Origin of the sequence: Pseudonocardia sp. (assembly GCF_050246655.1) — a bacterium.
Taxonomy (GTDB): domain Bacteria; phylum Actinomycetota; class Actinomycetes; order Mycobacteriales; family Pseudonocardiaceae; genus Pseudonocardia.
Map to the genome: position 1 here is coordinate 104,743 of NZ_JBFWVQ010000004.1, position 26,953 is coordinate 131,695.

General features: G+C 72.8%; 29 protein-coding genes. 5 read left to right on the forward strand and 24 right to left on the reverse strand.

The annotated features are described in order from the left end of the window. Positions 1-78: 78 nt before the first annotated feature. Together AB7J25_RS02720 and AB7J25_RS02725 are read left to right on the forward strand one after the other, a co-directional pair. Entirely contained in the window at positions 79-957 is an 879-nt protein-coding gene (locus AB7J25_RS02720; protein WP_428504612.1) for a class I SAM-dependent methyltransferase, read from the forward strand. 3 nt (positions 958-960) lie between these two features. Beyond that, entirely contained in the window at positions 961-1,767 is an 807-nt protein-coding gene (locus AB7J25_RS02725) for an alpha/beta fold hydrolase (protein WP_428504614.1), read from the forward strand. A gap of 37 nt (positions 1,768-1,804) precedes the next feature. Here AB7J25_RS02725 and AB7J25_RS02730 read toward each other — a convergent pair whose 3' ends face one another. The 15 genes from AB7J25_RS02730 to AB7J25_RS02800 form a co-directional block, all read right to left on the reverse strand. Beyond that, entirely contained in the window at positions 1,805-2,251 is a 447-nt protein-coding gene (locus AB7J25_RS02730; protein ID WP_428504616.1) for a DUF2550 domain-containing protein, read from the reverse strand. Positions 2,252-2,259: 8 nt separating this feature from the next. After that, on the reverse strand, positions 2,260-2,643 hold the full coding sequence (locus AB7J25_RS02735) for a F0F1 ATP synthase subunit epsilon (RefSeq protein ID WP_428504618.1): 384 nt from the start codon (positions 2,641-2,643) through the stop codon (positions 2,260-2,262). A 3-nt stretch (positions 2,644-2,646) separates the two neighbouring features. Further along, positions 2,647-4,089 carry a F0F1 ATP synthase subunit beta gene (atpD, locus tag AB7J25_RS02740; protein WP_428504620.1) on the reverse strand — a complete coding sequence of 481 codons (1,443 nt, stop codon included), beginning with the start codon at positions 4,087-4,089 and terminating at the stop codon, positions 2,647-2,649. Continuing rightward, complete coding sequence (locus tag AB7J25_RS02745) at positions 4,089-5,057, reverse strand: F0F1 ATP synthase subunit gamma (RefSeq protein WP_428504622.1); 969 nt, start codon at positions 5,055-5,057, stop codon at positions 4,089-4,091. Before AB7J25_RS02745 ends, atpD begins: the two co-directional genes overlap by 1 nt. Positions 5,058-5,068: 11 nt before the next feature. Further along, positions 5,069-6,712: a F0F1 ATP synthase subunit alpha gene (gene atpA / locus AB7J25_RS02750; protein WP_428504624.1), complete on the reverse strand. Its 1,644-nt coding sequence runs from the start codon at positions 6,710-6,712 to the stop codon at positions 5,069-5,071. A 46-nt stretch (positions 6,713-6,758) separates the two neighbouring features. Continuing rightward, positions 6,759-7,589 carry a F0F1 ATP synthase subunit delta gene (locus AB7J25_RS02755; RefSeq protein WP_428504626.1) on the reverse strand — a complete coding sequence of 277 codons (831 nt, stop codon included), beginning with the start codon at positions 7,587-7,589 and terminating at the stop codon, positions 6,759-6,761. Then, positions 7,589-8,122, reverse strand: a complete 534-nt coding sequence (atpF, locus tag AB7J25_RS02760; RefSeq protein WP_428504628.1) for a F0F1 ATP synthase subunit B — start codon at positions 8,120-8,122, stop codon at positions 7,589-7,591. The genes AB7J25_RS02755 and atpF overlap by 1 nt, the downstream gene beginning before the upstream one ends. Beyond that, positions 8,122-8,643, reverse strand: a complete 522-nt coding sequence (locus tag AB7J25_RS02765; RefSeq protein ID WP_428504629.1) for a F0F1 ATP synthase subunit B — start codon at positions 8,641-8,643, stop codon at positions 8,122-8,124. The genes atpF and AB7J25_RS02765 overlap by 1 nt, the downstream gene beginning before the upstream one ends. 11 nt (positions 8,644-8,654) lie before the next feature. Beyond that, positions 8,655-8,951, reverse strand: coding sequence for an ATP synthase F0 subunit C (gene atpE / locus AB7J25_RS02770; RefSeq protein ID WP_428504631.1), 297 nt, complete (start codon positions 8,949-8,951; stop codon positions 8,655-8,657). A gap of 98 nt (positions 8,952-9,049) precedes the next feature. After that, positions 9,050-9,781 carry a F0F1 ATP synthase subunit A gene (gene atpB / locus AB7J25_RS02775; RefSeq protein WP_428504633.1) on the reverse strand — a complete coding sequence of 244 codons (732 nt, stop codon included), beginning with the start codon at positions 9,779-9,781 and terminating at the stop codon, positions 9,050-9,052. Continuing rightward, on the reverse strand, positions 9,778-10,203 hold the full coding sequence (locus tag AB7J25_RS02780) for an ATP synthase subunit I (RefSeq protein ID WP_428504635.1): 426 nt from the start codon (positions 10,201-10,203) through the stop codon (positions 9,778-9,780). The genes atpB and AB7J25_RS02780 overlap by 4 nt, the downstream gene beginning before the upstream one ends. Next, a complete protein-coding gene (locus AB7J25_RS02785; protein ID WP_428504637.1) occupies positions 10,200-10,400 on the reverse strand; it encodes an AtpZ/AtpI family protein in 201 nt (66 codons plus the stop codon). The genes AB7J25_RS02780 and AB7J25_RS02785 overlap by 4 nt, the downstream gene beginning before the upstream one ends. 242 nt (positions 10,401-10,642) lie before the next feature. Next, positions 10,643-11,905 (reverse strand): glycosyltransferase family 4 protein, encoded by a 1,263-nt coding sequence (locus AB7J25_RS02790; RefSeq protein WP_428504639.1) that lies wholly within the window; start codon positions 11,903-11,905, stop codon positions 10,643-10,645. Continuing rightward, positions 11,905-13,215: a serine hydroxymethyltransferase gene (gene glyA, locus AB7J25_RS02795; protein WP_428504641.1), complete on the reverse strand. Its 1,311-nt coding sequence runs from the start codon at positions 13,213-13,215 to the stop codon at positions 11,905-11,907. Before glyA ends, AB7J25_RS02790 begins: the two co-directional genes overlap by 1 nt. A gap of 1 nt (position 13,216) precedes the next feature. Next, entirely contained in the window at positions 13,217-14,152 is a 936-nt protein-coding gene (locus AB7J25_RS02800; RefSeq protein ID WP_428504643.1) for an NAD-dependent epimerase/dehydratase family protein, read from the reverse strand. A 103-nt stretch (positions 14,153-14,255) separates the two neighbouring features. On the opposite strand from AB7J25_RS02800, the gene AB7J25_RS02805 reads away from it, so the two are divergent. Next, a complete protein-coding gene (locus tag AB7J25_RS02805; RefSeq protein WP_428504645.1) occupies positions 14,256-14,942 on the forward strand; it encodes a WHG domain-containing protein in 687 nt (228 codons plus the stop codon). Between the two features lie 38 nt (positions 14,943-14,980). On the opposite strand, the gene AB7J25_RS02810 is transcribed toward AB7J25_RS02805, so the two are convergent. From AB7J25_RS02810 to argS, 9 genes are all read right to left on the reverse strand, one after another. Further along, on the reverse strand, positions 14,981-15,631 hold the full coding sequence (locus tag AB7J25_RS02810; RefSeq protein ID WP_428504647.1) for an L-threonylcarbamoyladenylate synthase: 651 nt from the start codon (positions 15,629-15,631) through the stop codon (positions 14,981-14,983). 59 nt (positions 15,632-15,690) lie between these two features. After that, positions 15,691-16,527, reverse strand: a complete 837-nt coding sequence (prmC, locus tag AB7J25_RS02815; RefSeq protein ID WP_428504649.1) for a peptide chain release factor N(5)-glutamine methyltransferase — start codon at positions 16,525-16,527, stop codon at positions 15,691-15,693. A gap of 26 nt (positions 16,528-16,553) precedes the next feature. Then, on the reverse strand, positions 16,554-17,624 hold the full coding sequence (gene prfA, locus AB7J25_RS02820; RefSeq protein WP_428504651.1) for a peptide chain release factor 1: 1,071 nt from the start codon (positions 17,622-17,624) through the stop codon (positions 16,554-16,556). 73 nt (positions 17,625-17,697) lie between these two features. Further along, positions 17,698-17,919, reverse strand: coding sequence for a 50S ribosomal protein L31 (gene rpmE / locus AB7J25_RS02825; RefSeq protein ID WP_428504653.1), 222 nt, complete (start codon positions 17,917-17,919; stop codon positions 17,698-17,700). Between the two features lie 126 nt (positions 17,920-18,045). Then, a complete protein-coding gene (rho, locus tag AB7J25_RS02830) occupies positions 18,046-20,226 on the reverse strand; it encodes a transcription termination factor Rho (RefSeq protein WP_428504655.1) in 2,181 nt (726 codons plus the stop codon). A gap of 363 nt (positions 20,227-20,589) precedes the next feature. Then, on the reverse strand, positions 20,590-21,483 hold the full coding sequence (gene thrB, locus AB7J25_RS02835; RefSeq protein ID WP_428504657.1) for a homoserine kinase: 894 nt from the start codon (positions 21,481-21,483) through the stop codon (positions 20,590-20,592). Next, entirely contained in the window at positions 21,483-22,499 is a 1,017-nt protein-coding gene (gene thrC, locus AB7J25_RS02840; RefSeq protein ID WP_428504682.1) for a threonine synthase, read from the reverse strand. The genes thrB and thrC overlap by 1 nt, the downstream gene beginning before the upstream one ends. Positions 22,500-22,558: 59 nt before the next feature. Then, a complete protein-coding gene (gene lysA, locus AB7J25_RS02845) occupies positions 22,559-24,010 on the reverse strand; it encodes a diaminopimelate decarboxylase (RefSeq protein ID WP_428504659.1) in 1,452 nt (483 codons plus the stop codon). 73 nt (positions 24,011-24,083) lie between these two features. Next, on the reverse strand, positions 24,084-25,733 hold the full coding sequence (argS, locus tag AB7J25_RS02850) for an arginine--tRNA ligase (RefSeq protein ID WP_428504661.1): 1,650 nt from the start codon (positions 25,731-25,733) through the stop codon (positions 24,084-24,086). 102 nt (positions 25,734-25,835) lie between these two features. Between argS and AB7J25_RS02855 the strand changes: the two genes are divergently transcribed. Both AB7J25_RS02855 and AB7J25_RS02860 read left to right on the forward strand, forming a co-directional pair. Next, positions 25,836-26,597 (forward strand): DUF3105 domain-containing protein, encoded by a 762-nt coding sequence (locus AB7J25_RS02855; RefSeq protein ID WP_428504663.1) that lies wholly within the window; start codon positions 25,836-25,838, stop codon positions 26,595-26,597. Positions 26,598-26,604: 7 nt separating this feature from the next. After that, positions 26,605-26,953, forward strand: a 349-nt coding sequence (locus AB7J25_RS02860; protein WP_428504665.1) for a DUF305 domain-containing protein, incomplete at its 3' end; no start/stop codon positions are given.

Sequence of the window (26,953 nt, forward strand, 5' to 3'; positions counted from 1 at the left end):
AGGCGTGAGCATGCCACGCCGGCGGGACCTCGACCAGGTTCCCACCGTCTCGGAACCGCGGTGTGGCACACCGGGGACGTGGTCGCACGGGATGTGGACATCGGAGCGTTCGACTCCTTCGAGGCCGCCGGGTGGGAGGATCGGGCCGCCGACTACGACCGTCACTGGTCGGCCTTCACCGAGGGGCTCGCCGACCCGATCCTCGACGCCGCCGGCGTCGGACCCGGGATACGGGTGCTGGACGTCGCCTGCGGGCCGGGCAGGCTCGCCGGGCGGGCCGCCGCGCGCGGGGCCGAGGCGACCGGTGTCGACATCGCCGAGGCGATGGTCGGGCGTGCCCGACGGCACCACCGCGGGGCACGCTTTCGGCGCGGCGACGCCCAGGCGCTGCCGTTCCCCGACGGTGCGTTCGACGCGGTCGTGTCGAGCCTGGGACTGCCGCACTTCGGCAGGCCCGAACGCGCGGTCGCCGAGTTCGGACGGGTGCTCGCCGACGGCGGGCGGCTGGCGCTGACGTGCTGGGACCTGCCTCAGCGGACACCTCTGGTCGGTGTGCTCGTCGCGGCGGTGCGCGCGGCCGGGGCGACCCCGCCACCGAGCCTGCCGCCCGGCCCGGACTTCTTCCGCTTCGGCGACCACGGCGAGTTCGCCGCCCTGCTGACCGGCGCCGGCTTCACCGACGTCGAGATCCGCACGCTCACCTTGACCTACCGGACCGACAGCCCGGACGAGCTGTGGGACGCCCTGATGCGCGGGACGGTCCGCACGGCGGCGATGATCCGCGGCCAGCCCGACGAGGTCACCGCCCGCGTTCGCGCCGCGTTCGACCACGGGCTCGACGCCCACCGGGCCGGGGCCTGCTACCAGGTCCCCGCCTCGTTCGTGCTCGGCACGGGGCGGGCGCCGGTCCTCGCGACCGAGGTCAAGCCACCTGCCGGGGTGGCGGAGGAGGCCTGAGACATGTCCACGTTCGTGCTCGTGCACCCCGCCTGGCTGGGCGGCTGGTGCTGGCGCAAGATCGTCCCGCTGCTGGCGGCCCACGGTCACGAGGTGCACACCCCGACGCTGACGGGGCTCGGCGAGCGCGCGCACCTCGCCCGTCCCGACGTCGACCTGCACACCCACGTCACCGACGTCGTCGAGATGCTGGAGTTCGGCGACCTCCGCGAGGTCGTTCTGGCCGGCAACAGCTCGGCTGGCATGGTGATCACCGGGGTGGCCGAGCGGGTCCCCGACCGGGTCGCCGAGCTCGTCTATGTCGACGCCTTCGTCCCCCAGGACGGCCAGTGCCTGTTCGACCTCGTGCCGCCGGACCGGCGCGCGCTCATGGAGGGGCTCGTCCAGACCGAGGGTGACGGCTGGCTGCTGCCCCGCTTCGCCCCACCGCCGTGGGCGGAGTTCGTCCCGCGCTCCTGGGAGGTGACCGACCCGGACGACCTGGCGTGGATGCTGCCCCGGCTGCGCCCGACCCCGGCCAAGCACTTCACGACCCCGCTGCCGCTCGGGAACCCGGCCGCCGCCCGGCTGCCGCGCTCCTACATCCGCTCGATCCGCTGGCCACACCCCGGATTCGACCGCTTCGCCGAGACTGCCGAGCGGGAGCCGGGGTGGCGGCTGCGCCGGCTCGACGCCAGCCACCTGGCCTACGTCACCAGCCCCACCGACCTCGCGAGCGTGCTGCTCGAGCTCGTGGCGCCGGCGAATGCGGAACCCGCGCTGGTGAAACCCGCAACTCGCGCCGGTGAAACCCGCAACTCGCGTCGGTGAAACGCGGAACTCGCGCCGGCGGGATGCGCAACTCGCGCTACGAGGCGTGCCGGTACGTGCTGCCGGGCGGGCTCGCCTCCAGCCAGGCGAGGAAGCCCGTGAGCACGCCGGGCGACATCGCGAGTTCGACGTCCTCCCCGGCGCTGCGGCAGCGCAGGACCACCCGGGCAGCGGGGATGACGTAGGACTCGGCGATCGAGGGCGGGCGCCTGGCCAGGATCTGCAGGTCCGTGCGGTCGATGACCACGCCCGGACCCGGCCGGAAGCTGGTGAGCCGCCGCCATGCCAGCTCGTCGCCGCGGTAGCGGCCCACCCCGAAGTGCCAGCCCCTGCCCTCAGTGGCGTCCCCCACAGCACGGCGGCGGCGCAGACACATGTCCACGCCGCCGCCACGCATGAGCCGGACCCGCCGTACGGCGAGATAGCCGAGCGCGACCGTGCCCAGGAGCAGGAGCAGCCCCACCACCTCGGCGACGGTCCCCACCGTCGGGCCTAGTCCGAGGCTCCGGCGGCCTTGAGCCGGACCTCCGCCCGTGCTGCCGCCGCCTCGCCCTCGGGATCGGAGCGGTCCGCGCGGCTCAGCGCCGCGCGAGCGCGTTCGACGTCGATCTCCTCGGAGACCTCCGCGAACTCGGCGAGGACCGTGACGGTGTCGGGGGTGATGGAGAGGAACCCGCCGTGCACCGCCGCCGTCACGGTCTTGCCGTCGGTGGCGTCGATCCGCAGCAGCCCGGAGTCCTCCAGCTGCGCCAGCGTGCGCTCGTGGCCCGGCAGCACGCCGATCTCACCGACGGTCGTGCGCGCGAACACGAACGTGGCCTCGCCGGACCAGATCCGCCGCTCGACGGCGACGACCTCGACGGTCATCTCTGCCACGGGTCAGGACTCCAGCTTCTTGCGGTTCTTGTCGAGGTCCTCCAGGCCGCCGCACAGGAAGAAGGCCTGCTCGGGGACGTCGTCGAAGTCACCCTTGGCGATCTTGTCGAACGCCTCGATCGTCTCCTTCAGCGGGACGGTGGAGCCCGGCTGGCCGGTGAACTGCTCCGCGACCAGCAGGTTCTGCGACAGGAAGCGCTCGATTCGCCGTGCCCGGCCGACGAGCTGCTTGTCCTCCTCGGACAGCTCGTCGATACCGAGGATCGCGATGATGTCCTGGAGGTCGGAGTAGCGCTGCAGGATGCGCTTGACCTCGTTCGCGACCCGGAAGTGCTCGTCGCCGATGTACTGCGGGTCCAGGATCCGGGAGGTGGACGTCAGCGGGTCCACCGCGGGGTAGATGCCCTTCTGCGAGATCGGGCGGGAGAGCTCCGTCGTCGCGTCCAGGTGGGCGAACGTCGTGGCGGGCGCGGGGTCGGTGTAGTCGTCCGCGGGCACGTAGATCGCCTGCATCGAGGTGATCGAGCGGCCGCGGGTGGAGGTGATCCGCTCCTGCAGCTCGCCCATCTCGTCGGCCAGCGTCGGCTGGTAGCCCACCGCGGACGGCATGCGGCCCAGCAGCGTGGAGACCTCGGAGCCGGCCTGGGTGAACCGGAAGATGTTGTCGATGAAGAGCAGCACGTCCTGGTTTTGCTCGTCGCGGAAGTACTCCGCCATCGTCAGCGCCGAGAGGCCCACCCGCATACGCGTGCCGGGCGGCTCGTCCATCTGCCCGAACACCAGCGCGGTGTCGTTGATGACGCCCGACTCGGTCATCTCCGTGAACAGGTCGTTGCCCTCACGGGTGCGCTCGCCCACTCCGGCGAACACCGAGGTGCCACCGAAGTTCTTGGCGACACGGGTGATCATCTCCTGGATGAGCACCGTCTTGCCCACGCCGGCGCCACCGAACAGGCCGATCTTGCCGCCCTGGACGTACGGGGTGAGCAGGTCGATGACCTTGATGCCGGTCTCCAGCATCTCGGTCTTGCCCTCGAGCTGGTCGAAGCTCGGCGCCTTGCGGTGGATGCCCCACAGCTCACCGGTGATCTCCAGGTCCGGCTTGTCCAGGCACTCGCCGAGGGCGTTGAACACGTGGCCCTTGACCTGGTCGCCCACCGGGACGGAGATCGGGCGGCCGAGGTCGGTGACCTCGGCGCTGCGGACCAGGCCGTCCGTGGGCTGCATCGAGATGGTGCGGACGACGTTGTCCCCCAGGTGCTGGGCCACCTCGAGCGTCAGCGTCTTCTCCAGGCCCGCGAACGTCACGTCCACGTGGCAGGCGTTGTAGAGCTCCGGAACCGCGTTGCGCGGGAACTCGACGTCGACGACCGGCCCGGTGACCCGGACGACCCGCCCGGTCGAGGCATCGGTCTGGGGAGCAGTGTCTTCTACGGCGGCGGTCATCAGTTCTCACTCCCTGCGCTGACGAGAGCGTCGGCGCCACCGACGATCTCACTGATCTCCTGGGTGATCTGCGCCTGACGGGCCTGGTTGGCTTCCAGGGTCAGGGTACGGATCAGTTCGTTCGCGTTGTCCGTGGCGGCCTTCATCGCCCGCTGCCGGTTGGCCGACTCGGACGCGGCCGACTCCAGCAGCGCGGCGTACAGCCGGGCGCTGACGTACTTAGGCAGCAGCGCGCCGAACAGCGTGTCGGCGTCCGGCTCGAACTCGTAGAGGGCCCGGATGCCGGTGTCCGGGCCGGAGCCCGCCGAGGACGACCGGGAGCCGTCCTCCTCCGCGTACTCGACCTCCATGGGTGCCATCCGCCGCGCCTGCGGGGTCTGGGTGACCATGTTCTTGAACTGCGTGTAGACGAGGTGCAGCTCGTCCACGCCGCGGACGCCGTCGGCGTCCTCGGTGTTCCTGCCGTCCTCGTCCGTGCCGACCATGAACGCGTCCACCAGCGTGCGCGCCGCCTCGGCGGCGTCCGCGTAGCTCGGCTGCTCGGAGAAGCCCGTCCAGGAGGCTTCGACGGGACGGCGCCGGAACCGGTAGTAGCTCACGCCCTTGCGGCCGATGACGTAGAGCAGCGGCTCCTTGCCCTGCTCCTTCAGCAGCGACTGGAGCTGCTCGGCCTCCTTGAGCACGTTGGCGTTGTAGCCACCGCACTGGCCGCGGTCGCTGGTGACGACCAGCACGGCGGCCCGCCGGGCCGACTCGCGCTCGACGAGCAGCGGGTGGTCCAGCGCGGAGTTGTTCGCCAGCTCCGTGAGGACCCGGGTCATCTCCTCGGCGTAGGGCTTGGCCTGCTCGACGCGGGCGCGGGCCTTCATGATCCGCGAGGTCGCGATCAGCTCCATCGCCCGGGTGATCTTCTTGATCGACTGCGTGGACCGGATCCGCCGACGCAGTACGCGAATCTGTGCCGCCATGACCTACCCGCTCAGCCCTTCTTCGGCGCGGGCTTGTTGACCTTGACGGTCTCCTGGTCGACCGACTCCTCGTCCAGGGGCTTCTCCGTGTTCGGCACCACGGACGAACCGTCGGAGGCGGTGAAGCCCTTCTTGAAGTCCGTGACGATGCCCTCGAGCCGCTCGACGTTCTCGTCGGTGAGCTTGCCGGTGTCGCGGATCTCGGCCAGCACGCCCTCGTGGTTGCGCCGGACGTGCTCGAGCACCTCGGACTCGAAGCGGCGCACGTCGCCGACCGGCACGGAGTCCAGCTTGCCGGTGGTGCCCAGCCAGATGGAGACGACCTCCTCCTCCACCGGCACGGGTGCGTACTGGGCCTGCTTGAGCAGCTCGACCAGCCGCTCACCGCGGCCCAGCGCAGCCGCCGACGCGGCGTCGAGGTCCGAACCGAACGCCGCGAACGCCTCCAGCTCGCGGTACTGCGACAGATCCAGCCGCAGCGAGCCCGAGACCGTCTTCATGGCCTTCACCTGCGCGGCACCACCCACCCGGGACACCGAGATGCCGACGTTGATCGCCGGCCGCACACCCTGGTTGAACAGGTCGGACTCCAGGAAGACCTGGCCGTCGGTGATGGAGATGACGTTGGTGGGAATGTAGGCCGACACGTCGTTGGCCTTGGTCTCGATGATCGGCAGGCCGGTCATCGAGCCCGCACCCAGCTCGTCCGAGAGCTTCGCGCAGCGCTCCAGCAGCCGGGAGTGCAGGTAGAAGACGTCGCCGGGGTAGGCCTCGCGGCCCGGCGGGCGGCGCAGCAGCAGCGAGATCGCGCGGTAGGCCTCGGCCTGCTTGGACAGGTCGTCGAAGACGATCAGGACGTGCTTGCCCTGGTACATCCAGTGCTGGCCCAGCGCCGAGCCGGTGTAGGGAGCGAGCCACTTGAAGCCCGCCGGGTCCGACGCCGGGGCGGCGACGATGGTCGTGTAGGCCAGCGCGCCCGCGTCCTCCAGCGCCTGGCGGACACCCGCGATCGTCGAGCCCTTCTGGCCGATCGCGACGTAGATGCAGCGGACCTGCAGCTTCGGGTCGCCCGACTCCCAGTTCTGCTTCTGGTTGATGATCGTGTCGATGCAGACCGCCGTCTTGCCCGTCTTGCGGTCGCCGATGACCAGCTGGCGCTGGCCGCGCCCGATCGGGGTCATCGCGTCGATGGCCTTGATGCCCGTCTGCAGCGGCTCGTGCACCGACTGCCGCTGGACGACGGAGGCCGCCTGCAGCTCGAGGACCCGCTGCTCCTCGGCCTCGATGTCGCCCAGGCCGTCGATCGGAGTACCCAGCGGGTCGATGACCCGGCCGAGGAAGCCGTCGCCGACCGGGACCGAGAGGATGTTGCCGGTGCGCTTGACCGGCTGCCCCTCCTCGATGCCGCCGTACGGGCCGAGGACGACGGCACCGATCAGGCGCTGGTCCAGGTTCAGCGCGACCCCCAGGACGCCGCCCGCGAACTCGAGCAGCTCGTTGGTCATCGCCGAGGGCAGCCCCTCGACGTGGGCGATGCCGTCACCGGTGTCGGAGACGGTGCCCACCTCCTCGCGGGAGGTCTCGGTCTCCAGCGACGAGACGTAGCTGGAGATCGCACTCCGGATCTCCTGCGGGGAGATCGTCAGCTCTGCCATGGCGGTCGTTTTCCTCTTGTCGTCGTCTAGGGGGTCGGCGGGCGCGTCAGCTCGGAAGCCGGCGGCGGGCAGCCGCGAGCCGGCCGGCGACGCTGCCGTCGATGAGCTCGCCACCCACGCGGACCACGAGGCCGCCGAGCAGGTCGGGGTCGAGCTCGATCTGCAGGGAGATCGCCCGGTCGTAGATCCGGCTCAGGGTGTCGGCGAGCCGTTGCTCCTGCTCGGCCGTGAGCCGGACGGGGGTGCGGACGTGCGCGACGTAGCGATGGCGGCGCTCGGCGGCGAGCTCGGCGAGGTCCGCCGCGACCTGGTCGAGGTTGCGGCCGCGGGAGGCGCGCACGCTGTGCTCGAGCAGCCCGAGGGTGACCGGCGAGGCCTTCGACGCCAGCAGCTCCCGCAGCAGGCCGACACGCTTCCCGGCGGGGACCGTCACGTCGCCGAGCAGCGTGTTGAGCCGCGGCTCGCGGTCCAGCACGCGGCCGAACCGGAACAGCTCGTCCTCGACGTCGTCGAGCGAGCCGTCCTTCTCCGCCACCGCGAGCAGTGCGCGGCGGGCCAGCTCCTCGAGGACGTCCACGAGGTCGACCGAGCGCGACCACCGCGCGGCGGCGAGCCCCGACACCGTGTCGAGCGCGTTGCGCCCGATCTTGCCCGCGAGCAGGCGTTCGATCAGCCCCGAACGGGCCGCCGACGGCACCGCCTGGTCCCCCAGGTGCCGACGCAGGGCGGGCTCACCCTGCAGCAGCCCCAGGACGCCGAACAGATCGTCCCCCAGACCGCGCAGGTCCTCGGCCGACGAGCGGTCGACGAGCTCGTCGAGCCGCTCGCCCGCCGCGGCCAGCGACTCGCGGCTGGCCGGTTGCAGGAGCAGCGCCATCAGATGTTCCCCCCGGTCCCGGCGGCGGTGGTCGCGGTGCGTGCGGTGGCGCCGGAGAGGCCGCCGAGCTCGTCGAGGAACCCGTCCACGGTGGCGCTGCGTGCGCTCTCCTCGGCGAGCTCGCTCCGGACTCGCCGCTCGGCCTCCTCGAGGGAGAGGGCGCCGATCTCGGCCCGCAGCCTGCGGATGGTGAGGTCGCGCTGGGCGGCGAGCTGCTCCTCGCCGCGCTGGCGGATGCGCTCGACGTCGCGCTGCGCCTGCTCCTTGAGCTCCTCGCGGAGCTTGTGGGCGTCGGCGCGGGCGTCGTCGCGGATCCGGGCGGCCTCGTCGCGGGCCTCGGAGACGGCCTCGTCGAAGCGGCGCTGCGCCTCGGCGAGCTTGCGCTCGGCCTCCACGGACGCGTCCACGTGCTCCTGAATCGCATCCTGCCTGGCTCCGGCCATGTTCTGGATCAGGGGCCAGACGAACCGGTACAGCACGAAGACCACGACGACGAACGCGATGAGCTCGCCGATCCATGCGGTGAGGTGCATCAGCTCGCCCCTCCGACGGAGCCGGTGGTGCCGGTCGAGGCCGCCTGCCGGCCGACGATGCGTGCCGCGAGGTCGTCGGCGAGGCCGCCGATCTCCCCGCGGAGCTCCGCGACGGCCTGCTCGCGCTGGGCCGCGAGCTGCCGCTCGCCGTCGGCGTGGATGCGGGCGACCTCCTGGTCGGCCTGCTCGCGCATCTCGTCGCGGATGCGCTGGGCGTCGGCCCTGGCCTCGTCCCGGATGCGCGCCGCCTCGCCGCGGGCCTCGGCCAGTGCCTCCTGGTAGCGCTGCTCGGCCTGGCGGAGCCTGCGGGCCGACTCCTCGCGGTCCTCCGCCTGTTTGCGGATCATGTCGTCCCGCTCCTTCATCGCCTTCGCCAGCGGCGGGACGATCCACCGCCGGAACACGAGGAAGACGATGGCGAAGATCAGGAGCTCGACGAAGAAGGTGCCGTTGGGCAGGAGGAAGTTGCTGTCGCCGCCCCCTGATTCCGCAGGCGCGGCGCTCAGCAGTACGGACGTCATCGGAGGCTTCCTCAGCCCGCGACCGGCGTGGCGCCGGTGACGAACACGAACAGCGCCATGAACGCGAGGTTGATGAAGTACATACCCTCACAGAGACCGATGATGAGGAACATCGTGGTGTTCAGGCGGCCTGCCGCCTCCGGCTGGCGGGCCACGCCGTTGATGACCGCGGCGCCGGCAAGACCGTCACCGATCGCGGCGCCCGCGGCGCCACCGGCCAGGGCGAGGCCACCGCCGACCATCGCGAGGCCGAGCAGGATCGCGTTCGGGCCCTCGGCAGCGGCCTGAGCCAGCAGCAGTGCACTCATGGTCTCTCCTCAGTTCTTTCGTCCTCGCGGGGGGCTTGGGCCTCCGCGAGCAGGTCCGTACGGGTTGGGGGTTCGATCAGGGGCGGTGCTGGGTGGCGCTAGTGGTGCGCGCCTTCGTCGCTGCCGACGGCCTCGCTGAAGTAGATGATCGTCAGCAGCGTGAAGATCAGGGCCTGGAGCAGGCCGATGAACAGCTCGAACAACTTCCAGGCCGCGGTCGGCGCCCACAGGATGTAGACGGGCATGAGCGCGATCAGGGAGATCATGAGGCCGCCGGCGAACACGTTGCCCCACAGCCGCAGGGCCAGCGAGACGGGCCGCGAGAAGTAGAGCGTCACGAACTCGATCGGCGCCAGGGCGGCGTACGGCTTGGCCATGTGGCCGAAGTAGGCCTTCGCGCCCTGGCTGCGGATGCCGGCCACGTTCACCCAGATGATCACGACGAGCATCATCGGGTAGACGAGGTTGACGTCCGCGGTGGGCGGGAAGACGCCGAGGGCGTGGCCGGGCAGCTGGGCCAGCCAGTTGCAGATCAGGATGAACGCGAAGAGCGTGACGCACAGCTCCACGACACCGCGGGGGGTGCGCAGGCCCATCCCCTCGCGGACCTGGCCCTGCACCCAGCCGGTGAGGCCCTCGAAGGCCAGCTGGAGCTTGGTGGGCCTGCCCTTCGTGGCGCCGCGGGCCATGTAGAGCCCGAGGCCGCAGACGATCGCCGCGGCGAACACCGTGGCGATGATCGTGTCGATGTTGAAAGTGAGCCCCGCGAACTCGACGGTGGGGTGCGCACCGGGGTTGATCTCGCCTTCTGCGAGGACGGCCGTGCTCATTTCTGTCGGATCTCCTTGACCAGCGGCACCATCGAACTCACGATCGCGAGGAACTGGAAGAGGGCGAGCCCGGCGAAGACGGCGAACCCGTCGGGCCGGATGAACCAGGCGCACGCCACCGCGAGGGCGGTGATCAGCGCGAGCCGGCTCAGCACGGAGCGCGCGAACTTCGCCTTGGACGGCCGGTCCGTCGCGAAGCGGATCACGGACTGCAGCACCAGGTAGGAGTTGAGGGCACCCAGCACGAGTCCGAAGACCCCGCAGAGCGCCGCCAGCCAGTAGCCCAGCACCGCCATGACGATCGCGACGATCCCACCGACGACAGCGGCGAGGATCAGCGAGCGCCGGAAGGTGGCCCGGGTCACGGGCGGCGTGTACGGCGTCCCGGTGATCACCGGCGGGGTCACCTCCTCGGGCCTCACGAGAACCTCTTGAACTGCTTGTAGAAGTACAGACAGGCGGCCACGACACCGAGCGCCAGACCGGCGAGAGCGAAACCGGGGAACGTTCCGAACGCGGTGTCCACGAGCCAGCCCAACCCGAAGCCGACCACTAGGCACATCGCCAGCGTCAGGCCGAGGGACAGAAGATCGCCCAGCTCGGGGCCACCACCGTTCACCAGGGCACGTCAGCCGACGCGGGGCGGTAGAGCACCCGGGTGCGAACGTTCAACGGCGGCTCCTCGTCGAGTCGTCACCGCCGCCGGGTCTCACCGTGTCGTCGGAGATTCTGCCCCGGCGGCAGGGCCATGATGCTGTGGATCGCGCTACCGACCGTCACCGGCCGATGCGGGGACGCTACCACGGTTCACGCGGTCCGTATCCGGCCCCCCACCTGCGGGAAGTGAGGTTGTGAAAACATTCACGAGGACGGGGGACTCTCAGCGGGCCGGACTCGATCAGAACCCGGGTGGACGGTGCGTGCGGCCCGCGGCACGGCCGTCGCGAGCACGGCGGCGACCAGCCCCACGCCGATCGAGGAGAGGACGACGAAGGCGTCGTCGATCAGCGCGAGCGCCACCGCACCGAACGCCAGCAGGGCCGCCCACAGGTAGATCAGCAGCACCGCGCGGCGGTGGCTGTGGCCGATCTCCAGCAGCCGGTGGTGCAGGTGCATCTTGTCCGGGGAGAAGGGGCTCATCCCCTTGCGGGTGCGCCGCACGACCGCCATGAGCAGGTCCAGCAGCGGCACCAGCACCACCGCGGCGAGCACGAGGAGCGGCGAGAACAGCGCGAGGACGTCGCCGCCGTCGGTCTGGTCGGTGAAGGTCAGCCGCCCCGACGCGCTGGTGGTCGCCGCAGCGAGCATCAGGCCGATGAGCATCGAGCCCGAGTCCCCCATGAAGATCCGCGACGGGTTGAAGTTGTGCGGGAGGAAGCCCAGGCAGGCACCCGCGAGCACCGCCGCGATCAGCGCGGGCGAGTACACGAGCGGGTCGTTGCCGTTCTCGCGCACCAGCCCGATCGCGAAGGCCCCCACCGCAGCGGCCGCGATCAGCCCGATCCCCGCCGCGAGGCCGTCCAGGCCGTCCACGAAGTTCATGGCGTTGATCAGCGCGACCGTCAGCAGCACCGTGAGCAGCACCCCCTGCTCCTGGCCGAGCAGCACGAACGAGCCCGTCGCCGTCGTCCCCCCGCCCCACGGGACCCAGATCGCGGAGAACTGCACCCCGCCGAGCACCAGCACGCCGGCCGCGGTGATCTGGCCGGCGAGCTTGGTGAGCGCGTCCAGCTCGTAGCGGTCGTCGAGCACACCCACCGCGGCCAGCACCGCGCCCGCGGCGAGCACCCAGACGACCTCCGGGGTGGCGCCCATGTAGGCGTCGAACGCCAGCCGCAGCGCCGGGAGCTGGTAGGCCGTCGCCACCCCCGCCGCGACGCCCACGAGCATGGCGAGCCCGCCCCAGCGCGGCGTGGGTGTGACGTGGACGTCCCGACCTCTCGGCCAGGCCACCGCCCCCAGCCGCAGCGCGAGCAGGCGCACCGGCCCGACGAGCAGGAAGGTGACGATCGCGGCCGTGGCGCCGGTGAGGAGGTACTCCCGGATCGGCAGAACCGCTGTGACCTGGACGGGCAGCTGCGCCGGAACGTGTACCAGCGCCTCCGCGGCCGCCGCGACGGGCATCAGCGCGGGTAGGCCGGCGCCTTCGCGACCAGGGCCGAGACCCCCTCGGCCACCGCGGCGAGCTCGGCGTCCCCTGCCGGGGTGCCCGGCACGGCCTTCACCGCGCGGGCCAGCAGGGACCCGATCTCGGCCATGTCCGACTCGACCATGCCCTGCGTCGTGACGCTCGGCGAGCCCACGCGGACACCGGACGGCTTCATCGGCGGCGCCGGGTCGTACGGAATGGCGTTCTTGTTGAGCGTGATCCGCGCCGCGCCGCAGCGCTCCTCGGCCTCGGCACCGGTCACCCCGATCGGCCGCAGGTCGATCAGCGCCAGGTGGGTGTCCGTGCCCCCGGAGACGGCGCGCATCCCCTCGGCCTCCAGGCTCTTGGACAGCGCCTGGGCGTTCGCGATCACCTGGATCGCGTAGGCCTGGTAGGCGGGCTGTGCGGCCTCCCGCAGCGCCACCGCCTTCGCCGCGACGCCGTGCATGAGCGGGCCGCCCTGGGAGAACGGGAAGACGGCCTTGTCCAGCGCCTTCGCGTGCTCCGCCCGGGAGAGGATCATGCCGCCGCGCGGACCGCGCAGCACCTTGTGCGTCGTGGCCGTGACGACGTCGGCGTACGGGACGGGGCTGGGGATCGCCCGGCCCGCGACCAGGCCGATGAAGTGGGCGGCGTCGACCCAGAAGATCGCGCCCACCTCGTCCGCGATCTCCCGGAAGGCCGCGAAGTCGATCAGGCGCGGGTAGGCGGTGGCGCCCGCGATGATGAGCTTCGGCCGGTGCTGGCGGGCGAGGTCGCGCACCTGGTCGTAGTCGATCAGCTCCGTGTCCTCGCGGACGGTGTAGCTGACCGCGTCGAACCACTTCCCCGAGAAGTTGACCTTGCTGCCGTGGGTGAGGTGCCCACCCTGCTTGAGGTCCATCGCAAGCACCGTGTCGCCGGGCCCCGCGAACGCGGCGTAGGCGGCGAGATTCGCGCTCGCGCCCGAGTGCGGCTGGAGGTTCGCGTGGTCGGCGCCGAAGAGCTCCTTGGCGCGGGCGTTGCCGATCTCCTCGGCCCGGTCCACGACCTCGCAGCCGCCGTAGTAGCGCCGGCCGGGGTAGCCCTCGGCGTACTTGTTCGACAGCGTCGAACCGAGCGCGGCCAGCACGGCAGGGCTCGTGAGGTTCTCGCTGGCGATGAGCTGCAGCCCGCCCCGCAGGCGCTCCAACTCGTCGAGCACCACTCCCGCGATCTCGGGATCCTGCTGCTGCAGCGCGTCGAAGTCCGGTCCCCAGAAGGTCTGCTCGCTCACTCCTGCCACGGTACCGGCCCGTTCCCCCATGTCAGGCCGCGGCCCGCTCCGTCCAGAACCCGACGTGGGCCACGATCCCGTCCGCGAACGGCGTGGGCGCGAGGCCGAACGTCTCCTGCGCCGCCGAGGAGTCCAGCACGAACGGCTTCTCGAACTGGTGGCGGACCTCCTGGAGCTCCCGTGCGAAAGGCACGGCGACGCCCATGGCCCGCAACCCCCACCGTGGCAGCACCGCCACCTCGGGCGCCGGCAGGCCCGCGACCTGCGCCATCGCCGCGGCGACCGCGCGCAGCGACACCGGCGGTGCCGTCGGGACGTGCCACGCCCGGCCCCAGGCACGCTCGTCGCCCGCGAGGGTGACGAGCGTGCGGGCGAGATCGGGCACGTAGGTCCAGGAATGCGGGGCGTCGACGTCGCCCTGCATCACCCACGGGCGCTTCCCGGCGAGCAGCCGCGGGGTGAAGTAGCGCCCGAGGTGGCTGGTGTCGTCGGGGCCGGGACCGTAGAAGTCCGACGCGCGGGCCTCGGTGACGCGGGCGCGCCCGGCCTCGTGCGCGGCGAGGGCGTCGCGCCACATGGCGTTGCGGACACGACCCTTGACGCCGGTCGCGGCGAGCGGCGTCTGCTCGGTCATGGGGGCGTCCACGGGCCCGTAGCCGTAGAGGTTCGCGGTGGTGACGAGCACCGCCCCGCTGCGCTCGGCCGCCACGAGCAGGGCGGAGGCGAGCGGCGGCCAGTCGGTGGCCCAGCGGTGGTAGGCGGGGTTCGCGCAGTTGTACAGCGCGTCGGCACCCCGGGCGAGGACGCTGAGGCGCTCGGGGTCGGCCGCGTCGGCGGCGATCCGCTCCACCTCGGCAGGGCCGCGGCCCGACCGGCTGACCATCCGGACGTCGTGCCCCTCGGCGCGCAGCAGCCGGGCGGTGGCGCTGCCGACGGCCCCGGATCCGACGACGACGTGCAGTCCCATGATGTCTCCCCTGAACTGTGAGCAGTGCTCTCGGATAAGTTCACTGTTCCGTGTTCGGCGCTCCATGTCAAGAGCAGTGCTCTTGATATGGCACACTGCTCGAATGACTGCCTCCGGAGCCCGGGCGCGCGTGCGCGCCGAGCTGACCCGCGAGATCGCCGACGCCGCGCGCCGCCACCTCGCCGCCGAGGGCGCGGCCGGCCTGTCCCTGCGGGCCGTCGCCCGCGAGCTGGGGATGGCGTCCTCGGCCGTCTACCGCTACTTCCCGAGCCGCGACGACCTGCTCACCCGCCTGATCATCGAGGCGTACGACGCGCTCGGCGAGGCCGCGGAACGCGCCGAAGCGGCCGTCGAGCGGGCCGACCTGCGCGGGCGACTGCGCGCCACCTGCCGTGCCGCCCGTGAGTGGGCGCTGCGGCACCCGCACGAGTACGCGCTGGTCTACGGCTCACCGGTGCCCGGCTACGCGGCGCCGGAGGCGACGATCGGGCCCGCGGGGCGGATCGGGCTGCTGCTCTGCCGGATCGTGGCGGACGCGGGGCCCGGGAACGACGAGGGGAGCGGGGCCGAGCCGGCGGGCGACCCGGGCCTGCTCGCCCCGGGGCTCGCCGCCCTCATGGGGCTGCCCGAGGGCACCGCGCTCGCCGAGCGGGCCATCCTCGTGTGGACCTCGCTGTTCGGGCTGATCGGGTTCGAGCTGTTCGGGCACACGAACAACGTCGTGGTCGCGCACGAGGAGTTCCTGGACCGGGCGGTGGACCGGTGGGCGGACGAGCTGGGCCTGCCCTGAGCTGCGGCATTCGGGCGGCGTTCGGGCGAGGTTCGGGCTCAGGCGAGCTGCACCTCGCGACCCAGCACCTCGGAGACCTCCGCGAGGGGCACCGCGCCCTCGCGCAGCACGCGGGGCTGCGACCCCGTCAGATCGACGACGGTGGAGGCCACCGGGTCGCCGGACGGGCCGCCGTCGAGGTAGACCGACACCGACTCGCCCAGCTGCGCCACGGCCTCCTGCACCGTCGACGCGGGGGGACTGCCCGAGATGTTCGCGCTCGACACCGCCATCGGGCCGACGTCGCGCAGCAGCTCGATCGCCACCGGGTGCAGCGGCATCCGCAGCATCACCGTGCCGCGGGTGCGGCCCAGGTCCCAGCCGAGCGAGGGCGCGTGCGGCAGCACGATCGAGAGCCCGCCGGGCCAGAACGCCTCGACGAGCAGCCGCGCGGTGCGCGGCACGCCGAGGACCAGACCGTCGATCGTCGACCAGGAGCCGATCAGCACGGGCACCGGCATGTCCGGGCCCCGGTTCTTCGCCGCGAGCAGCGCACGCACGCCGTCGGCGGAGAACGCGTCGCACCCCAGGCCGTACACGGTGTCGGTGGGCAGGACGACCAGCGCCCCGGCACGGGCCGCGCGGGCGGCCGCGGCGAGCCCTTCGGCGCGGGCGTCGGGATCGGAGCAGTCGTAGACGGGCGGGGCCACGGCCGAGGAGCCTACGGAGCCGCCGGGCAGCGCGGGCCGCGGGTGGGCCGCCCGGCGCCTCAGCGGCCGCGGACCGCGGTGGCGAACCGGGGGCGTCCTGCGAGGTCGCGATGGGCCGTGACCTGCGTGAACCCGTGGTCACGCAGCAGGGCGGGCACCGCGTCGCCGTGGGTGTCGTCGTGCTCGATCCCGACCGGCGCACCGGGCCGCAGCAGCCGCGCCGCCGTCGCCACCACCGCGCGGACGACGTCCAGCCCGTCCGGGCCGCCGAACACGGCCGCAGGCGGGTCGTGGTGCACCTCGGGCGGCACCTCCGTGGCGTCCGGGACGTACGGGGGGTTGCAGAGCAGCAGGTCGACCGTGCCCTCCCACCCGGCCAGCAGGCCCGGCGCGCGGACGTCCGCCTCGTGCAGGACCGCGCGGCCCGCGAGGTTGCGCCGGGCCCACGAGAGCGCCGCGGGATCGCGCTCGACGGCGTGCACCCCGGCGTCCGGGCGGGCCGTCGCGACCGCCAGCGCGATCGCGCCGCTGCCCGTGCACAGGTCCACGACCAGCGGGGACGCCACGTCGGCGACGGCGTCCAGGCCCCAGGCGACGAGCAGTTCGGTCTCCGGGCGGGGGACGAACACCCCCGGCCCGACGGTGACCTCGACAGGGCCGAGGACGGCCGTGCCCAGCAGGTGCTGCAGCGGCTCGCGGGCGGCCCGGCGGGCGACGAGCTCGCGGTAGGCCGCCGCGGACCCCCGGTCGAGGTCGGGGGCGAGCAGCAACCGGCCGCGGGCCACGCCGGTCACGTGCGCGGCCAGCACCTCGGCGTCGTGGCGGGGGCTCGCCACGCCTGCGGCGGCGAGCGCCGCGGCGGCCTGCCGGACGGCGTCGGATACCGGGGTGGTCATGGGGTCCGGTCGCCTGCCGGCCGCCGTCAGGACCCGACCGACTCGGCCCGCTCGGCGGCGACGAGCGCGCCGACGACCCCGTCCAGATCACCGTCCAGCACGGCCGAGAGGTTGTAGGCCTTGTAGCCGACGCGATGGTCGGAGATCCGGTTCTCCGGGAAGTTGTAGGTGCGGATCCGCTCGGAGCGGTCCACGGTCCGCACCTGCGAGCGCCGGTCCGCGGACGCCTTCGCGGCCGCCTCCTCCTCGGCGAGGGCCCGCAGCCGCGCCCGGAGGACCTCCATCGCCCGCGCCCGGTTCTGCAGCTGCGACCGCTCGTTCTGGCAGCTCACGACGATGCCCGTGGGAAGGTGCGTGATCCGCACGGCGGAGTCGGTGGTGTTGACGCTCTGCCCGCCCTTGCCGGAGGAGCGGAAGACGTCGATGCGCAGGTCGTTCTCGTCGATGTCGATGTCACCGTCGTCGGCGCCGATGTCGGGATAGACGAGCACGCCCGCCGCGGAGGTGTGGATGCGGCCCTGCGACTCGGTGACCGGGACCCGCTGCACCCGGTGCACACCGCCCTCGTACTTGAGCGCCGCCCACACCCCGGACGCGTCCGTGGGCCGGGACCGTACCGAGAGCGTGACGTCCTTGTACCCGCCGAGATCGGACTCGACGGCGTCGAGGATCTCGGCGCGCCAGCCGTGGCGCTCCGCGTAGCGCAGGTACATGCGCACCAGGTCGGCCGCGAAGAGCGCCGACTCCTCGCCGCCCTCCCCCGACTTGACCTCCAGCACGACGTCGTCCCCGTCGTGCGGGTCGCGCGGGACGAGCAGGTCCGCGAGCGCGGACTCCAGCGCGGGCAGGCTCTCGGCCAGCTCCTGCGCCTCCGCGGCGAACGCGGCGTCCTCGGCGGCGAGCTCCCGCGCCGCCTCCAGGTCGGCCCGGGCGGACTCCAGCTCCCGCGACGCGGCGACGATGGGGCCCAGCTCCGCGTAGCGGCGCCCCAGCTTGCGGGCCAGGGACGCATCGGTGTGCACCGACGGGTCGGCGAGCTGCTTCTCCAGGTCGGCGTACTCGGCCACGAGCCCGTCGACCTTCGCCCGTTCGCTCACTCGACCTCCCTTCACCTGCCCCGGACACGACGACGGCGCCCACCCGGGAACCGGGTGGACGCCGTGCAGGAAGCTACTTGGCCCGGGCGGCGCGCTTTCCGTAGCGCGCCTCGAAGCGGGCGACGCGGCCACCGGAGTCCAGGATCTTCTGCTTGCCGGTGTAGAAGGGGTGGCAGGCAGAGCAGACCTCGACGTGGATGGAGCCGCTCTTCTTGGTGCTGCGGGTGGTGAACTCGTTGCCGCAGCCGCAGTGGACCGTCGTGGTGACGTAGTCCGGGTGGATGCCTTCGCGCATGTCGGGTTCCTCTCAGATGGGCCGCCGGGTCCCGCGGGGTGGACGGGTGAACCGGAGCCGGAGTGACGTGTCATTCAACCACCGGAGCCCCGGCGGTGTTCCCGCCGGGGCTCAGGTGGGCACGGGTCAGTCGTCGCCGACGGGCATGCCCTTGGCGACCTGCATGAGGAACTCGATGTTCGTGCGTGTCTTCTTGAGCTGGGTGAGCAGCAGGTCGATGGCCTGCTGGTCGTCCAGGGCGGCGAGGACGCGGCGCAGCTTCACCATGACCGCGTACTCGTCCGGCGACATGATCAGCTCCTCCTTGCGGGTGCCGGAGTCGCCGACGTCGATCGCCGGGAAGACGCGCTTGTCGGCGATCCGGCGGTCGAGCCTGAGCTCGGCGTTGCCGGTGCCCTTGAACTCCTCGAAGATCACCGTGTCCATCGTCGACCCGGTCTCGACCAGGGCTGTGGCGAAGATGGTGAGCGAGCCGCCGTCCTCGATGTTGCGGGCGGCGCCGAGGAAGCGCTTCGGCGGGTAGAGCGCGGTGGAATCCACACCGCCGGAGAGGATCCGGCCGGACGCGGGTGCGGCCAGGTTGTAGGCCCGGCCGAGGCGGGTGATGTTGTCCAGCAGCACGACGACGTCGTGCCCCAGCTCCACCAGGCGCTTCGCCCGCTCGATCGACAGCTCCGCGACCGTGGTGTGGTCGGTCGGCGGCCGGTCGAACGTCGAGGCGATGACCTCGCCCTTCACCGACCGCTGCATGTCGGTGACCTCCTCGGGCCGCTCGTCGACGAGGACGACCATGAGGTGGCACTCGGGGTTGTTCGTGGTGATCGCGTTGGCGATGTTCTGCATGATCGTGGTCTTGCCCGCCTTGGGCGGGGACACGATCAGCGCGCGCTGGCCCTTGCCGACGGGCATGACCAGGTCGATCACGCGCGTGGTGAGCTTGTGGGGCTCGGTCTCCAGGCGCAGCCGCTCGTTCGGGTAGAGCGGGGTGAGCTTGGTGAACTCGGGGCGCTGCTTGGACAGCTCCGGGTCCTGCCCGTTGATGGTGTCCACGCGCACCAGCGGGTTGAACTTCTGCCGGGACTGCTCGCCCTCGCGGGGCTCGCGCACCGCGCCGGTGATCGCGTCGCCACGGCGCAGGCCGTACTTGCGCACCATCGAGAGCGACACGTAGACGTCCGTGGGACCGGACAGGTAGCCCGTGGTGCGGACGAACGCGTAGTTGTCGAGGATGTCGACGATCCCGGCGACAGGCAGGAGCACGTCGCCCTCGCGGACCTCGGTGTCCACGCCCTCGCGGCCCTGGCCGCTCGTGCGGTCGCGGTCGCGGCCCCGGCGGCGGTCCCGGAAGCGGCGGCCCCGCCGGCCGCGGCCCTCGCCGTCGTCGTCGGAGTCGTCCGGGCCGTCGTTGTTCCGGTCGTTCCGGTCATTCCGGTCGCTGGTCCGGTCGCTGGCCCGGTCGTTACGGCCGCCGCGGGTGTCCTCCCGGTTGTCGGGACGGTCCCCGCCCGGGCCGGTGCCGCCCCGCTCACCCCGGTCGTTGCGGTTGCGGTTGCGGCGGCCCTCGCGGGGCCCGCGATCGCCGTCGCCGTCCGGCTCCGGTGTGTCGGTGCCGGCGGGCGGTGCGCCCGCGGCCGGCGTGGCCTCGGTGGACGCAGCCGCCGCGGCAGCGGGCTGCTGCTCGCGCTCGGCGCGGTTGCGCCCGCGCATCTGGCGGCGGCGGCCGCCCCCCTCGGCGGCGTCGGCGGCCTCGGCGGGCCGGTCCGGCGTGGCGGGGGTGGCAGGGGTCTCGGCGGGCTGCGCGGGCGCTGCGGCCACGGGTGTCTCGGCGGGCGCGGCCGGTGCGACGTGGGCCTCTTCGGGGACGGCGCTCGCGCCGTTCGTGGTGGGCACGCCGTTGGCGGCGGGCGCTCCCGCCGCGCGGACGGCCCGGCGACGCTCGCGCACGGGGGCCGCTGCGGTGGGCTCGGCGGGGGTCTCAGCAGGGGATCCGGCGTCATCGCCGCTGGTGGCGGCCCGGGCGGGCGCCTTCGCGTCGCCCTTGGCGCGCGCACCCTTCGCCACCGGCCCCGACGTCGCGCCGGCCTCCGGGGCGCCGTTGCCGGGTGTCGGGGCGCCACCTTGCGCGGACTTGATGGCGGCGATCAGGTCGCCCTTGCGCATCCCCGCGATGCCGGGGATGTTCAGCTCGCCGGCCAGCTGGCGGAGCTCCGCCAGAACCATCCCCGTAAGTCCGCCCCGCTTCCGCGCAGGAGCGCCGGTGGCAGCGGTCGGGGTGGCCTCGGTGCTGACGAGGTCGGTCTCGCTCAACGAATGTTCCTTCCTGACCGATCGGGCCGTGGCCCTGATCAGCGGATTCACACGCTCGCCCGGACGGCGTGCCGGACGACATGTCGGTCTGCAGGCGGATGGAGGCGACCGCTCCCGACAGGCAGGGGCGGCGATCATCGCGACAGATCACGGGATACAGGCCGCTCGCTCCGAAACCGGATCACCAGAAGTCCGGGATACGCAGATTCGGCTCGATTGACCGCGCGGGTCGACGCGGGGATCGCCGTTGCGGTTGCCAGGGTAGCCGCCCCGATGTCGCCGCGGCAACAACCCCCATGCCCGGGGCGTCGTGTCGCGGTCACTCTCCGTTGATCAGCGGTCGATCAACGGCCGATCAGCGGGTCACCCGGTCTCGACGTGCGCGCCGTCCGCGTCGACGTGGAGCGGGCACGGCGTGAATCCCCGGAGATCCAGCCCGTCCGGCAACCTGCCGTCCCGGGTGAGCGCGAGCACGGTGGGCCCGGCCCCGGAGATCGCCGCCGGGACCCCGTGGTGACGCAGCGCGTCCACCAGGTCCGCCGACTCGGGGTAGGCCGGGCGGCGGTAGCTCTGGTGGAGCCGGTCCTCGGTGGCCGGCATCAGCAGCTCGGGCCGCGCGGTGAACGCGAGCACCGCGAGCGCGGTGCGGCTTCCCGTGAAGGCCGCGTCCGCCAGCGGCACGTGCGCGGGCAGCAATCCCCGCGTCATCGCCGTGGACGACTCGGCCTTCGCGATCAACGCCACCGGGGCGATCCCCGGGTGGGCGTCGAGCCGTACAGCGTTGAAGTGCCGCGCGGTATTCCCGCTCTCCTCCCACGCCACGACCAGGCCGCCGAGCAGGCTCGCCGCCGCGTTGTCGGCGTGGCCCTCCAGACCGGCGGTGAGCTGCAACAACGGGTCGCGCTCCGCCTCGATGTCGCGGCCGGCGAGGGCGGCGGCGGCGACGGCACCCGCGACGGCGGCGGCGGCCGAGCTGCCCAGCCCACGGGAGTGCGGGACGGCGTTGCGGCAGCGCAGGCGCAGCCCGGGCGGCCGCCCACCGAGCACGTTCCACGTCGCGAGCATCGCGCGCACGACGAGGTGGCTCTCGTCGCACGGGACCTGCCCCGCACCCTCGCCCGTGACCTCCACGACCAGTCCGTCGGCGGCCGCGGTGGCCTCGACCTCGTCGTGCAGCCCGAGCGCGAGGCCGAGGGTGTCGAAACCGGGGCCGAGGTTCGCCGACGATGCGGGTACCCGCACGCGCACGGATCGCATCAGGCCAGGTCCAGGGCGTTCGCGACCGCGGAAGGGTCGATCGGGACGACGACGGGGTCGGGCGCGGCGAGCAGCGCCGTGTCCGGGTCCTTGAGGCCGTGGCCGGTGACGGTGCACACCACGAGGGAGCCCGCGGGCAGCGTGCCGTCCGCGCGCGACTGCAGCAGCCCCGCGACGCTCGCGGCCGACGCCGGCTCGACGAACACGGCCTCGCGCGCCGAGAGCAGCCGGTACGCGGCGAGGATCTCCTCGTCGGTGACGGCCTTGAACTGCCCGTCCGACTGCTCGCGGGCGAGGATCGCCGCACCCCACGAGGCGGGCGCGCCTATCCGGATGGCCGTGGCGATCGTCTCGGGCTTGCGCACCGGCTCGCCGTGCACGAGCGGCGCCGCGCCGGCGGCCTGGTAGCCGAACATCCGCGGCAGCGCCGGGACCAGGCCGTCCGCGTGGTAGGCGCGGTAGCCCGCCCAGTAGGCGGTGATGTTGCCCGCGTTGCCGACCGGCAGGCAGTGCACGTCCGGCGCACGCCCCAGCTCGTCGCAGATCTCGTAGGCGGCGCTGGCCTGCCCGGCGATCCGGGCCGGGTTCACCGAGTTGACGAGCTGGATCTCGGGGTAGTCCGCGACCGTCTTGCGCGCCAGCTCCAGGCAGTCGTCGAAGTTGCCCTCGATCTGCAGGATCGACGCCCCGTGCGCGACCGCCTGGGCCAGCTTGCCGAGCGCGATCTTGCCTTGCGGGATGAGGACGGCGCACGTCATGCCCGCGCGGGTGGCGTAGGCGGCCGCCGACGCCGAGGTGTTGCCGGTGGACGCGCACAGGACGCTCTGCTTGCCCTTGGCGAGCGCGTCGGTCACCGCGACCGTCATGCCGCGGTCCTTGAACGAGCCGGTGGGATTCGCGCCGTCCACCTTGAGGTAGACCTCGCAGCCGGTGCGCTCGGACAGGTACGGCGCCGGGAGCAGCGGGGTGCCGCCCTCGTGCAGCGTGACGACCGTGGCGCCCGGGGCGATCGGCATCCGGTCGCGGAATGCCTCGATCACGCCCGGCCAGCGGGCTTTCGAGAGGTTCACGGCCGTCACTGCCCCACCTCCAACCGGAACTGGTCGGCCTCGGTCTCGCGGCGCAGCAGCACCCGCGCGTCCCCGTCCCGCACGGCCACCACGGCGGGCCGCGGGAGCCTGTTGTACGAACTGGCCATCGAGTAGCAGTACGCGCCGGTGGCGGCCACCGCCAGCAGGTCCCCCGGCGCGAGGTCGGCGGGCAGCCAGCAGTCCCGCACGACGATGTCCCCGGACTCGCAGTGCTTGCCGACCACCCGGCTGAGCACCGCCTCCCCGCAGCCGTCCCGCTGCGACGCGCGCGACACCAGCCGGCAGTCGTAGACCGCGTCGTAGAGGGCGGTGCGGATGTTGTCGCTCATCCCGCCGTCCACGCTCACGTACCGGCGCGACCCGCCGGACAGCGGCACGTCCTTGATCGTGCCCACCTCGTAGAGCGTGACGGTGCCCGGTCCGGCGATACCCCGCCCGGGCTCCACGGCGATCGCCGGCACCGCCAGCTCGGCGTCGTGGCACTCGCGCGCCACGATCCCGCGCAGCTCCTCGGCCAGCCGTGCGACGTCGACCGGTGTCTCCTCCGGCCGGTAGGCGATGCCGAAACCGCCGCCGAGGTCCAGCGTCGTCACCCCGGCGAGCGCGTCCGCACCGTGCTCGGCGTGCAGGAGCGCGAGGAACCGGACGACCCGGCGGGCCGCGACCTCGAAGCCGTCGGTGTCGAAGATCTGGCTGCCGATGTGGCTGTGCAGCCCGACGAGCGAGAGCCCCCGCGCCCGCAGGACGCGGCGCGCCGCCTCCGCGGCGTCGGAGTCCTTCATGTACCCACCGCCGCCCGCGATCGGGAAGCCGAACTTCTGGTCCTCGTGGGCGGTGGCGATGAACTCGTGGGTGTGCGCCTCCACGCCGACCGTGGCCCGCAGCAGCACGTCCACCACCGTGTCCCGCTGCGTCGCGAGCGCGTCCAGGCGGGCGATCTCGTGGAACGAGTCCAGCACGATCCGGCCCACCCCGGCGTCGAGCGCCGCCGCCAGCTCGGCCGTGCTCTTGTTGTTGCCGTGCAGCGCGATCCGCTCCGGCGGGAAGCCCGCCCGCAGCGCGACGGCGAGCTCGCCGCCGCTGCACACGTCCAGCGACAGGCCCTCGGCGGCCACCCAGCGGGCGATCTCGACGGAGAGGAACGCCTTCGCCGCGTAGTGCACGGACGGCGCCCCGAACGCCGCGGCGTACTCGGCGGCCCGCGAGCGGAAGTCCGCCTCGTCCACCACGAACAGCGGCGTGCCGAAGCGCTCCGCGAGCTCGCGGACGTCCATCCCGGCCAGCCGCAGCACCCCGTCCGTGCCGCGGGCGGCCCCGCGCGGCCACACCGCCGCGGCCAGCGCGTCCAGCTCCGCCGCACCGGCCGGGCGCGGCCCCGCCGTGTCCGGCGGGGTGAGGATCCCGGCGTGCAGCGGCCCGGCGGGATGGACGTTCACGTCAGCTCCTCGCTGCGCTCGTCGCCGCGGTGCACGGCAGTCGCTGCGCTGGACCGTGACTTCGCAGGCTCGGTCACATCCGCTCCGGCGCGGAGACGCCCAGCAGGCCCAGGCCGTTGGCGAGCACCTGGCGGGCGGCCACGCACAGCGCGAGCCGTGCGCGGTGCAGGTCCGTGGCCTGCTCGTCACCCATCGGCAGCACCCGGCAGGCGTCGTAGAACCGGTGGTAGGCCCCGGCGAGCGACTCCAGGTAGCGGGCGATCCGGTGCGGTTCGCGCAGCTCGGCGGCCGTGCGCACGACGTCGGGAAACTCACCGAGCGTGCGGATCAGGTCGCCCTCGCGGGGATGCTCCAGCAGCCCGTACGCGTCGCCGGGTTCCAGGCCGAGATCGGCGGCGTTGCGGGCGAGCGACGCCAGGCGCGCGTGGGCGTACTGCACGTAGAAGACCGGGTTGTCGTTGGTGCGCCGGGACACCACGTCGAGGTCGATGTCGAGCACCGAGTCCACCGACGAGCGGATGAGCGAGTAGCGGGCGGCGTCCACCCCGACCCACTCCACGAGGTCGTCCATGCTCACCGCGGTGCCCCTGCGCTTGCTCATCCGGACGAGCTGCCCGTCGGAGAACAGCCGCACCATCTGCCCGATCAGCACCTCGACGGTGTCCGGGTCGTCCCCGAACGCGGCGGCCGCGGCGCGCAGGCGGGCGATGTAGCCGTGGTGGTCCGCGCCCAGCATGTAGATGCACAGGTCGAACCCGCGGGCCCGCTTGTCCAGGTAGTAGGCGAGGTCGCCCGCGATGTACGCGGGCTGCCCGTCGCTCTTGATGACGGGGCGGTCCTTGTCGTCGCCCTCGTCGGTGGAGCGCAGCCACCACGCGCCGTCGTGGAAGTAGAGGTTGCCCGAGGCCTTGAGCCGCTCGACCGCCGCGTCGACGGCACCGGAGTCGTGCAGCGACTTCTCGTGGAACCACACGTCGAAGTCCGTGCCGAACGCGTGCAACGAGCGCTTGATCTCGTCGAACATCAGCCCCACGCCGACGCGGCGGAACACCTCGCGCCGCTCGGCGTCCGGCAGCTCGAGCGCCCCCGGCTCGGCCGCCACGACCTGCGCGGCGATCTCGCCGATGTACGCGCCGCCGTAGCCGTTCTCCGGCGTCGGCAGGCCCTGCGCGGCGGCGAGCAGCGAGTCGACGAACCGGTCGATCTGCCCGCCCGCGTCGTTGAAGTAGTACTCGCGGGTGACCTTCGCCCCGCGCGCGACGAGCACCCGGCCCAACGCGTCCCCGACGGCGGCCCAGCGGGTGTGGCCCAGGTGCAGGGGCCCGGTCGGGTTCGCCGAGACGAACTCCAGGTTCACGTTCCGGCCGGCGTACTCGTCGCCGGTGCCGTACGCCGCGCCCGCGGAGAGCACGTCGCCCACCAGCGCGCCCTGGGCCTCCGCGGCCAGCCGCAGGTTGATGAACCCCGGCCCCGCGACCTCCGCGCTCGCGATCCCGGGGGCGGCGGCCAGCGCCTCGGCGAGCCAGCCCGCGAGATCCCGCGGCGCCACCCCGGCCTTCTTCGCGGTGCGCAGCGCCACGTTCGTGGCGTAGTCCCCGTGCTCGGGGCTGCGCGGCCGCTCGACGCCCACGTCGTCGGGCAGCACGCCGGTGTCGAGACCGCGCTCGCGCAGCACGTCGGAGGCCGTGGCACGGACGAGGTCGGCGAGCAGGGCGGGAGTCACGGACCGAGTCTAGGGACTGGACCGACGGTGGCCCCCGACGGCCGTCCGGCCGACGCCCCTACACTCGGGCACCGCAACCCGGCGGACGACGTTGGACGGTTCATGGTCAGCGGCAACAAGAGCAAGGCCGTGCGCGGCGCGCGGTCGGTCGTCGTCTCGAAGAGGTCCACGCCGTGGGGCCTCATCACGGGTATCACCGTCGTCGTCCTCTTCGCGGGTGCGGTGTTCGGCTACGCCTACTACCAGGGACGCGCGAAGGACGAGCAGGCCGCCACGCTCGCCCCGTTCACGCCCACCGCGGAGAACCGCGACCCGTCGCTGGCCATCCCCGGCATCGTCACCCAGGAGTACACCGGCGGCCAGCACGTCGGGCCGGCGCAACAGGTGGCCTACACGCACAGCCCGCCGTTCGGCGGTGCGCACGACTACTCGTGGGCGACCTGCACCGGCACGGTCTACACCCAGCCCGTGCGCAACGAGAACATGGTGCACGCCCTGGAGCACGGCGCGGTCTGGATCGCCTACGACCCGGACCGGGTCACCGGTGACGCGCTCACCCAGCTGCGCGCCAAGGTGGACGGCAAGCCGTACCTGCTGATGTCGCCCTACCCCGGCCTGGACCAGCCGGTCTCCGTGCAGGCCTGGGGCCACCAGCTCAAGGTCGCCGACGCCGCGGACCCGAGGATCGACCAGTTCATCTTCGCGCTGCAGCGCAACCCGTACACCGTCCCGGAACCGCAGGGCACCTGCAACGAGCTCGGCCCGGGCAGCTTCACCCAGGCCGCCCCGCCCCCGTACACCGCGGCGCCCGCACCGGGCACTCCCGGCTCGATCGACGAGATCAGCGGCCAGGCCGCCCAGTAGGAGCATCATGAGCGTCCCGACCGGCACGGATCCCGAGACCGACGCCCCGGCCGGGCGGGAGGTCACAGCGGGCACGCCGGCCTGGCAACGGGCGCTCGTCGCCATCGGTGGCGCGCTCGCGATCTTCCTGCTCGGCGCCGCCACGGGCGTCTTGCTCGGGCTGCCCGGCGGCGGCCCGGCCACGCCCGAGGCGGACTCGGTCGACGTCGGGTTCAGCCAGGACATGTCGGTCCACCACGAGCAGGCCGTGCAGATGGCCTCCTGGGTGCGCGACCACACGACCGACCCCGTGGTCCGCACCCTCGCCTACGACATCGAGTCCACCCAGACCGCCGAGATCGGTCGCATGCAGGGCT

Bases quoted from the DNA above. Each gene is read 5' to 3' on its own strand.
- AB7J25_RS02725 (WP_428504614.1), top strand. From the start codon at position 961: ATGTCCACGTTCGTGCTCGTGCACCCCGCCTGGCTGGGCGGCTGGTGC.
- atpD (WP_428504620.1), bottom strand. From the start codon at position 4,089: ATGACCGCCGCCGTAGAAGACACTGCTCCCCAGACCGATGCCTCGACC.
- AB7J25_RS02745 (WP_428504622.1), bottom strand. From the start codon at position 5,057: ATGGCGGCACAGATTCGCGTACTGCGTCGGCGGATCCGGTCCACGCAG.
- atpA (WP_428504624.1), bottom strand. From the start codon at position 6,712: ATGGCAGAGCTGACGATCTCCCCGCAGGAGATCCGGAGTGCGATCTCC.
- AB7J25_RS02755 (WP_428504626.1), bottom strand. From the start codon at position 7,589: ATGGCGCTGCTCCTGCAACCGGCCAGCCGCGAGTCGCTGGCCGCGGCG.
- atpF (WP_428504628.1), bottom strand. From the start codon at position 8,122: ATGCACCTCACCGCATGGATCGGCGAGCTCATCGCGTTCGTCGTCGTG.
- AB7J25_RS02765 (WP_428504629.1), bottom strand. From the start codon at position 8,643: ATGACGTCCGTACTGCTGAGCGCCGCGCCTGCGGAATCAGGGGGCGGC.
- atpE (WP_428504631.1), bottom strand. From the start codon at position 8,951: ATGAGTGCACTGCTGCTGGCTCAGGCCGCTGCCGAGGGCCCGAACGCG.
- atpB (WP_428504633.1), bottom strand. From the start codon at position 9,781: ATGAGCACGGCCGTCCTCGCAGAAGGCGAGATCAACCCCGGTGCGCAC.
- AB7J25_RS02790 (WP_428504639.1), bottom strand. From the start codon at position 11,905: ATGCCCGTCGCGGCGGCCGCGGAGGCGCTGGTACACGTTCCGGCGCAG.
- glyA (WP_428504641.1), bottom strand. From the start codon at position 13,215: ATGGGGGAACGGGCCGGTACCGTGGCAGGAGTGAGCGAGCAGACCTTC.
- AB7J25_RS02800 (WP_428504643.1), bottom strand. From the start codon at position 14,152: ATGGGACTGCACGTCGTCGTCGGATCCGGGGCCGTCGGCAGCGCCACC.
- AB7J25_RS02805 (WP_428504645.1), top strand. From the start codon at position 14,256: ATGACTGCCTCCGGAGCCCGGGCGCGCGTGCGCGCCGAGCTGACCCGC.
- prmC (WP_428504649.1), bottom strand. From the start codon at position 16,527: ATGACCACCCCGGTATCCGACGCCGTCCGGCAGGCCGCCGCGGCGCTC.
- rpmE (WP_428504653.1), bottom strand. From the start codon at position 17,919: ATGCGCGAAGGCATCCACCCGGACTACGTCACCACGACGGTCCACTGC.
- thrB (WP_428504657.1), bottom strand. From the start codon at position 21,483: ATGCGATCCGTGCGCGTGCGGGTACCCGCATCGTCGGCGAACCTCGGC.
- thrC (WP_428504682.1), bottom strand. From the start codon at position 22,499: ATGCCGATCGCCCCGGGCGCCACGGTCGTCACGCTGCACGAGGGCGGC.
- AB7J25_RS02855 (WP_428504663.1), top strand. From the start codon at position 25,836: ATGGTCAGCGGCAACAAGAGCAAGGCCGTGCGCGGCGCGCGGTCGGTC.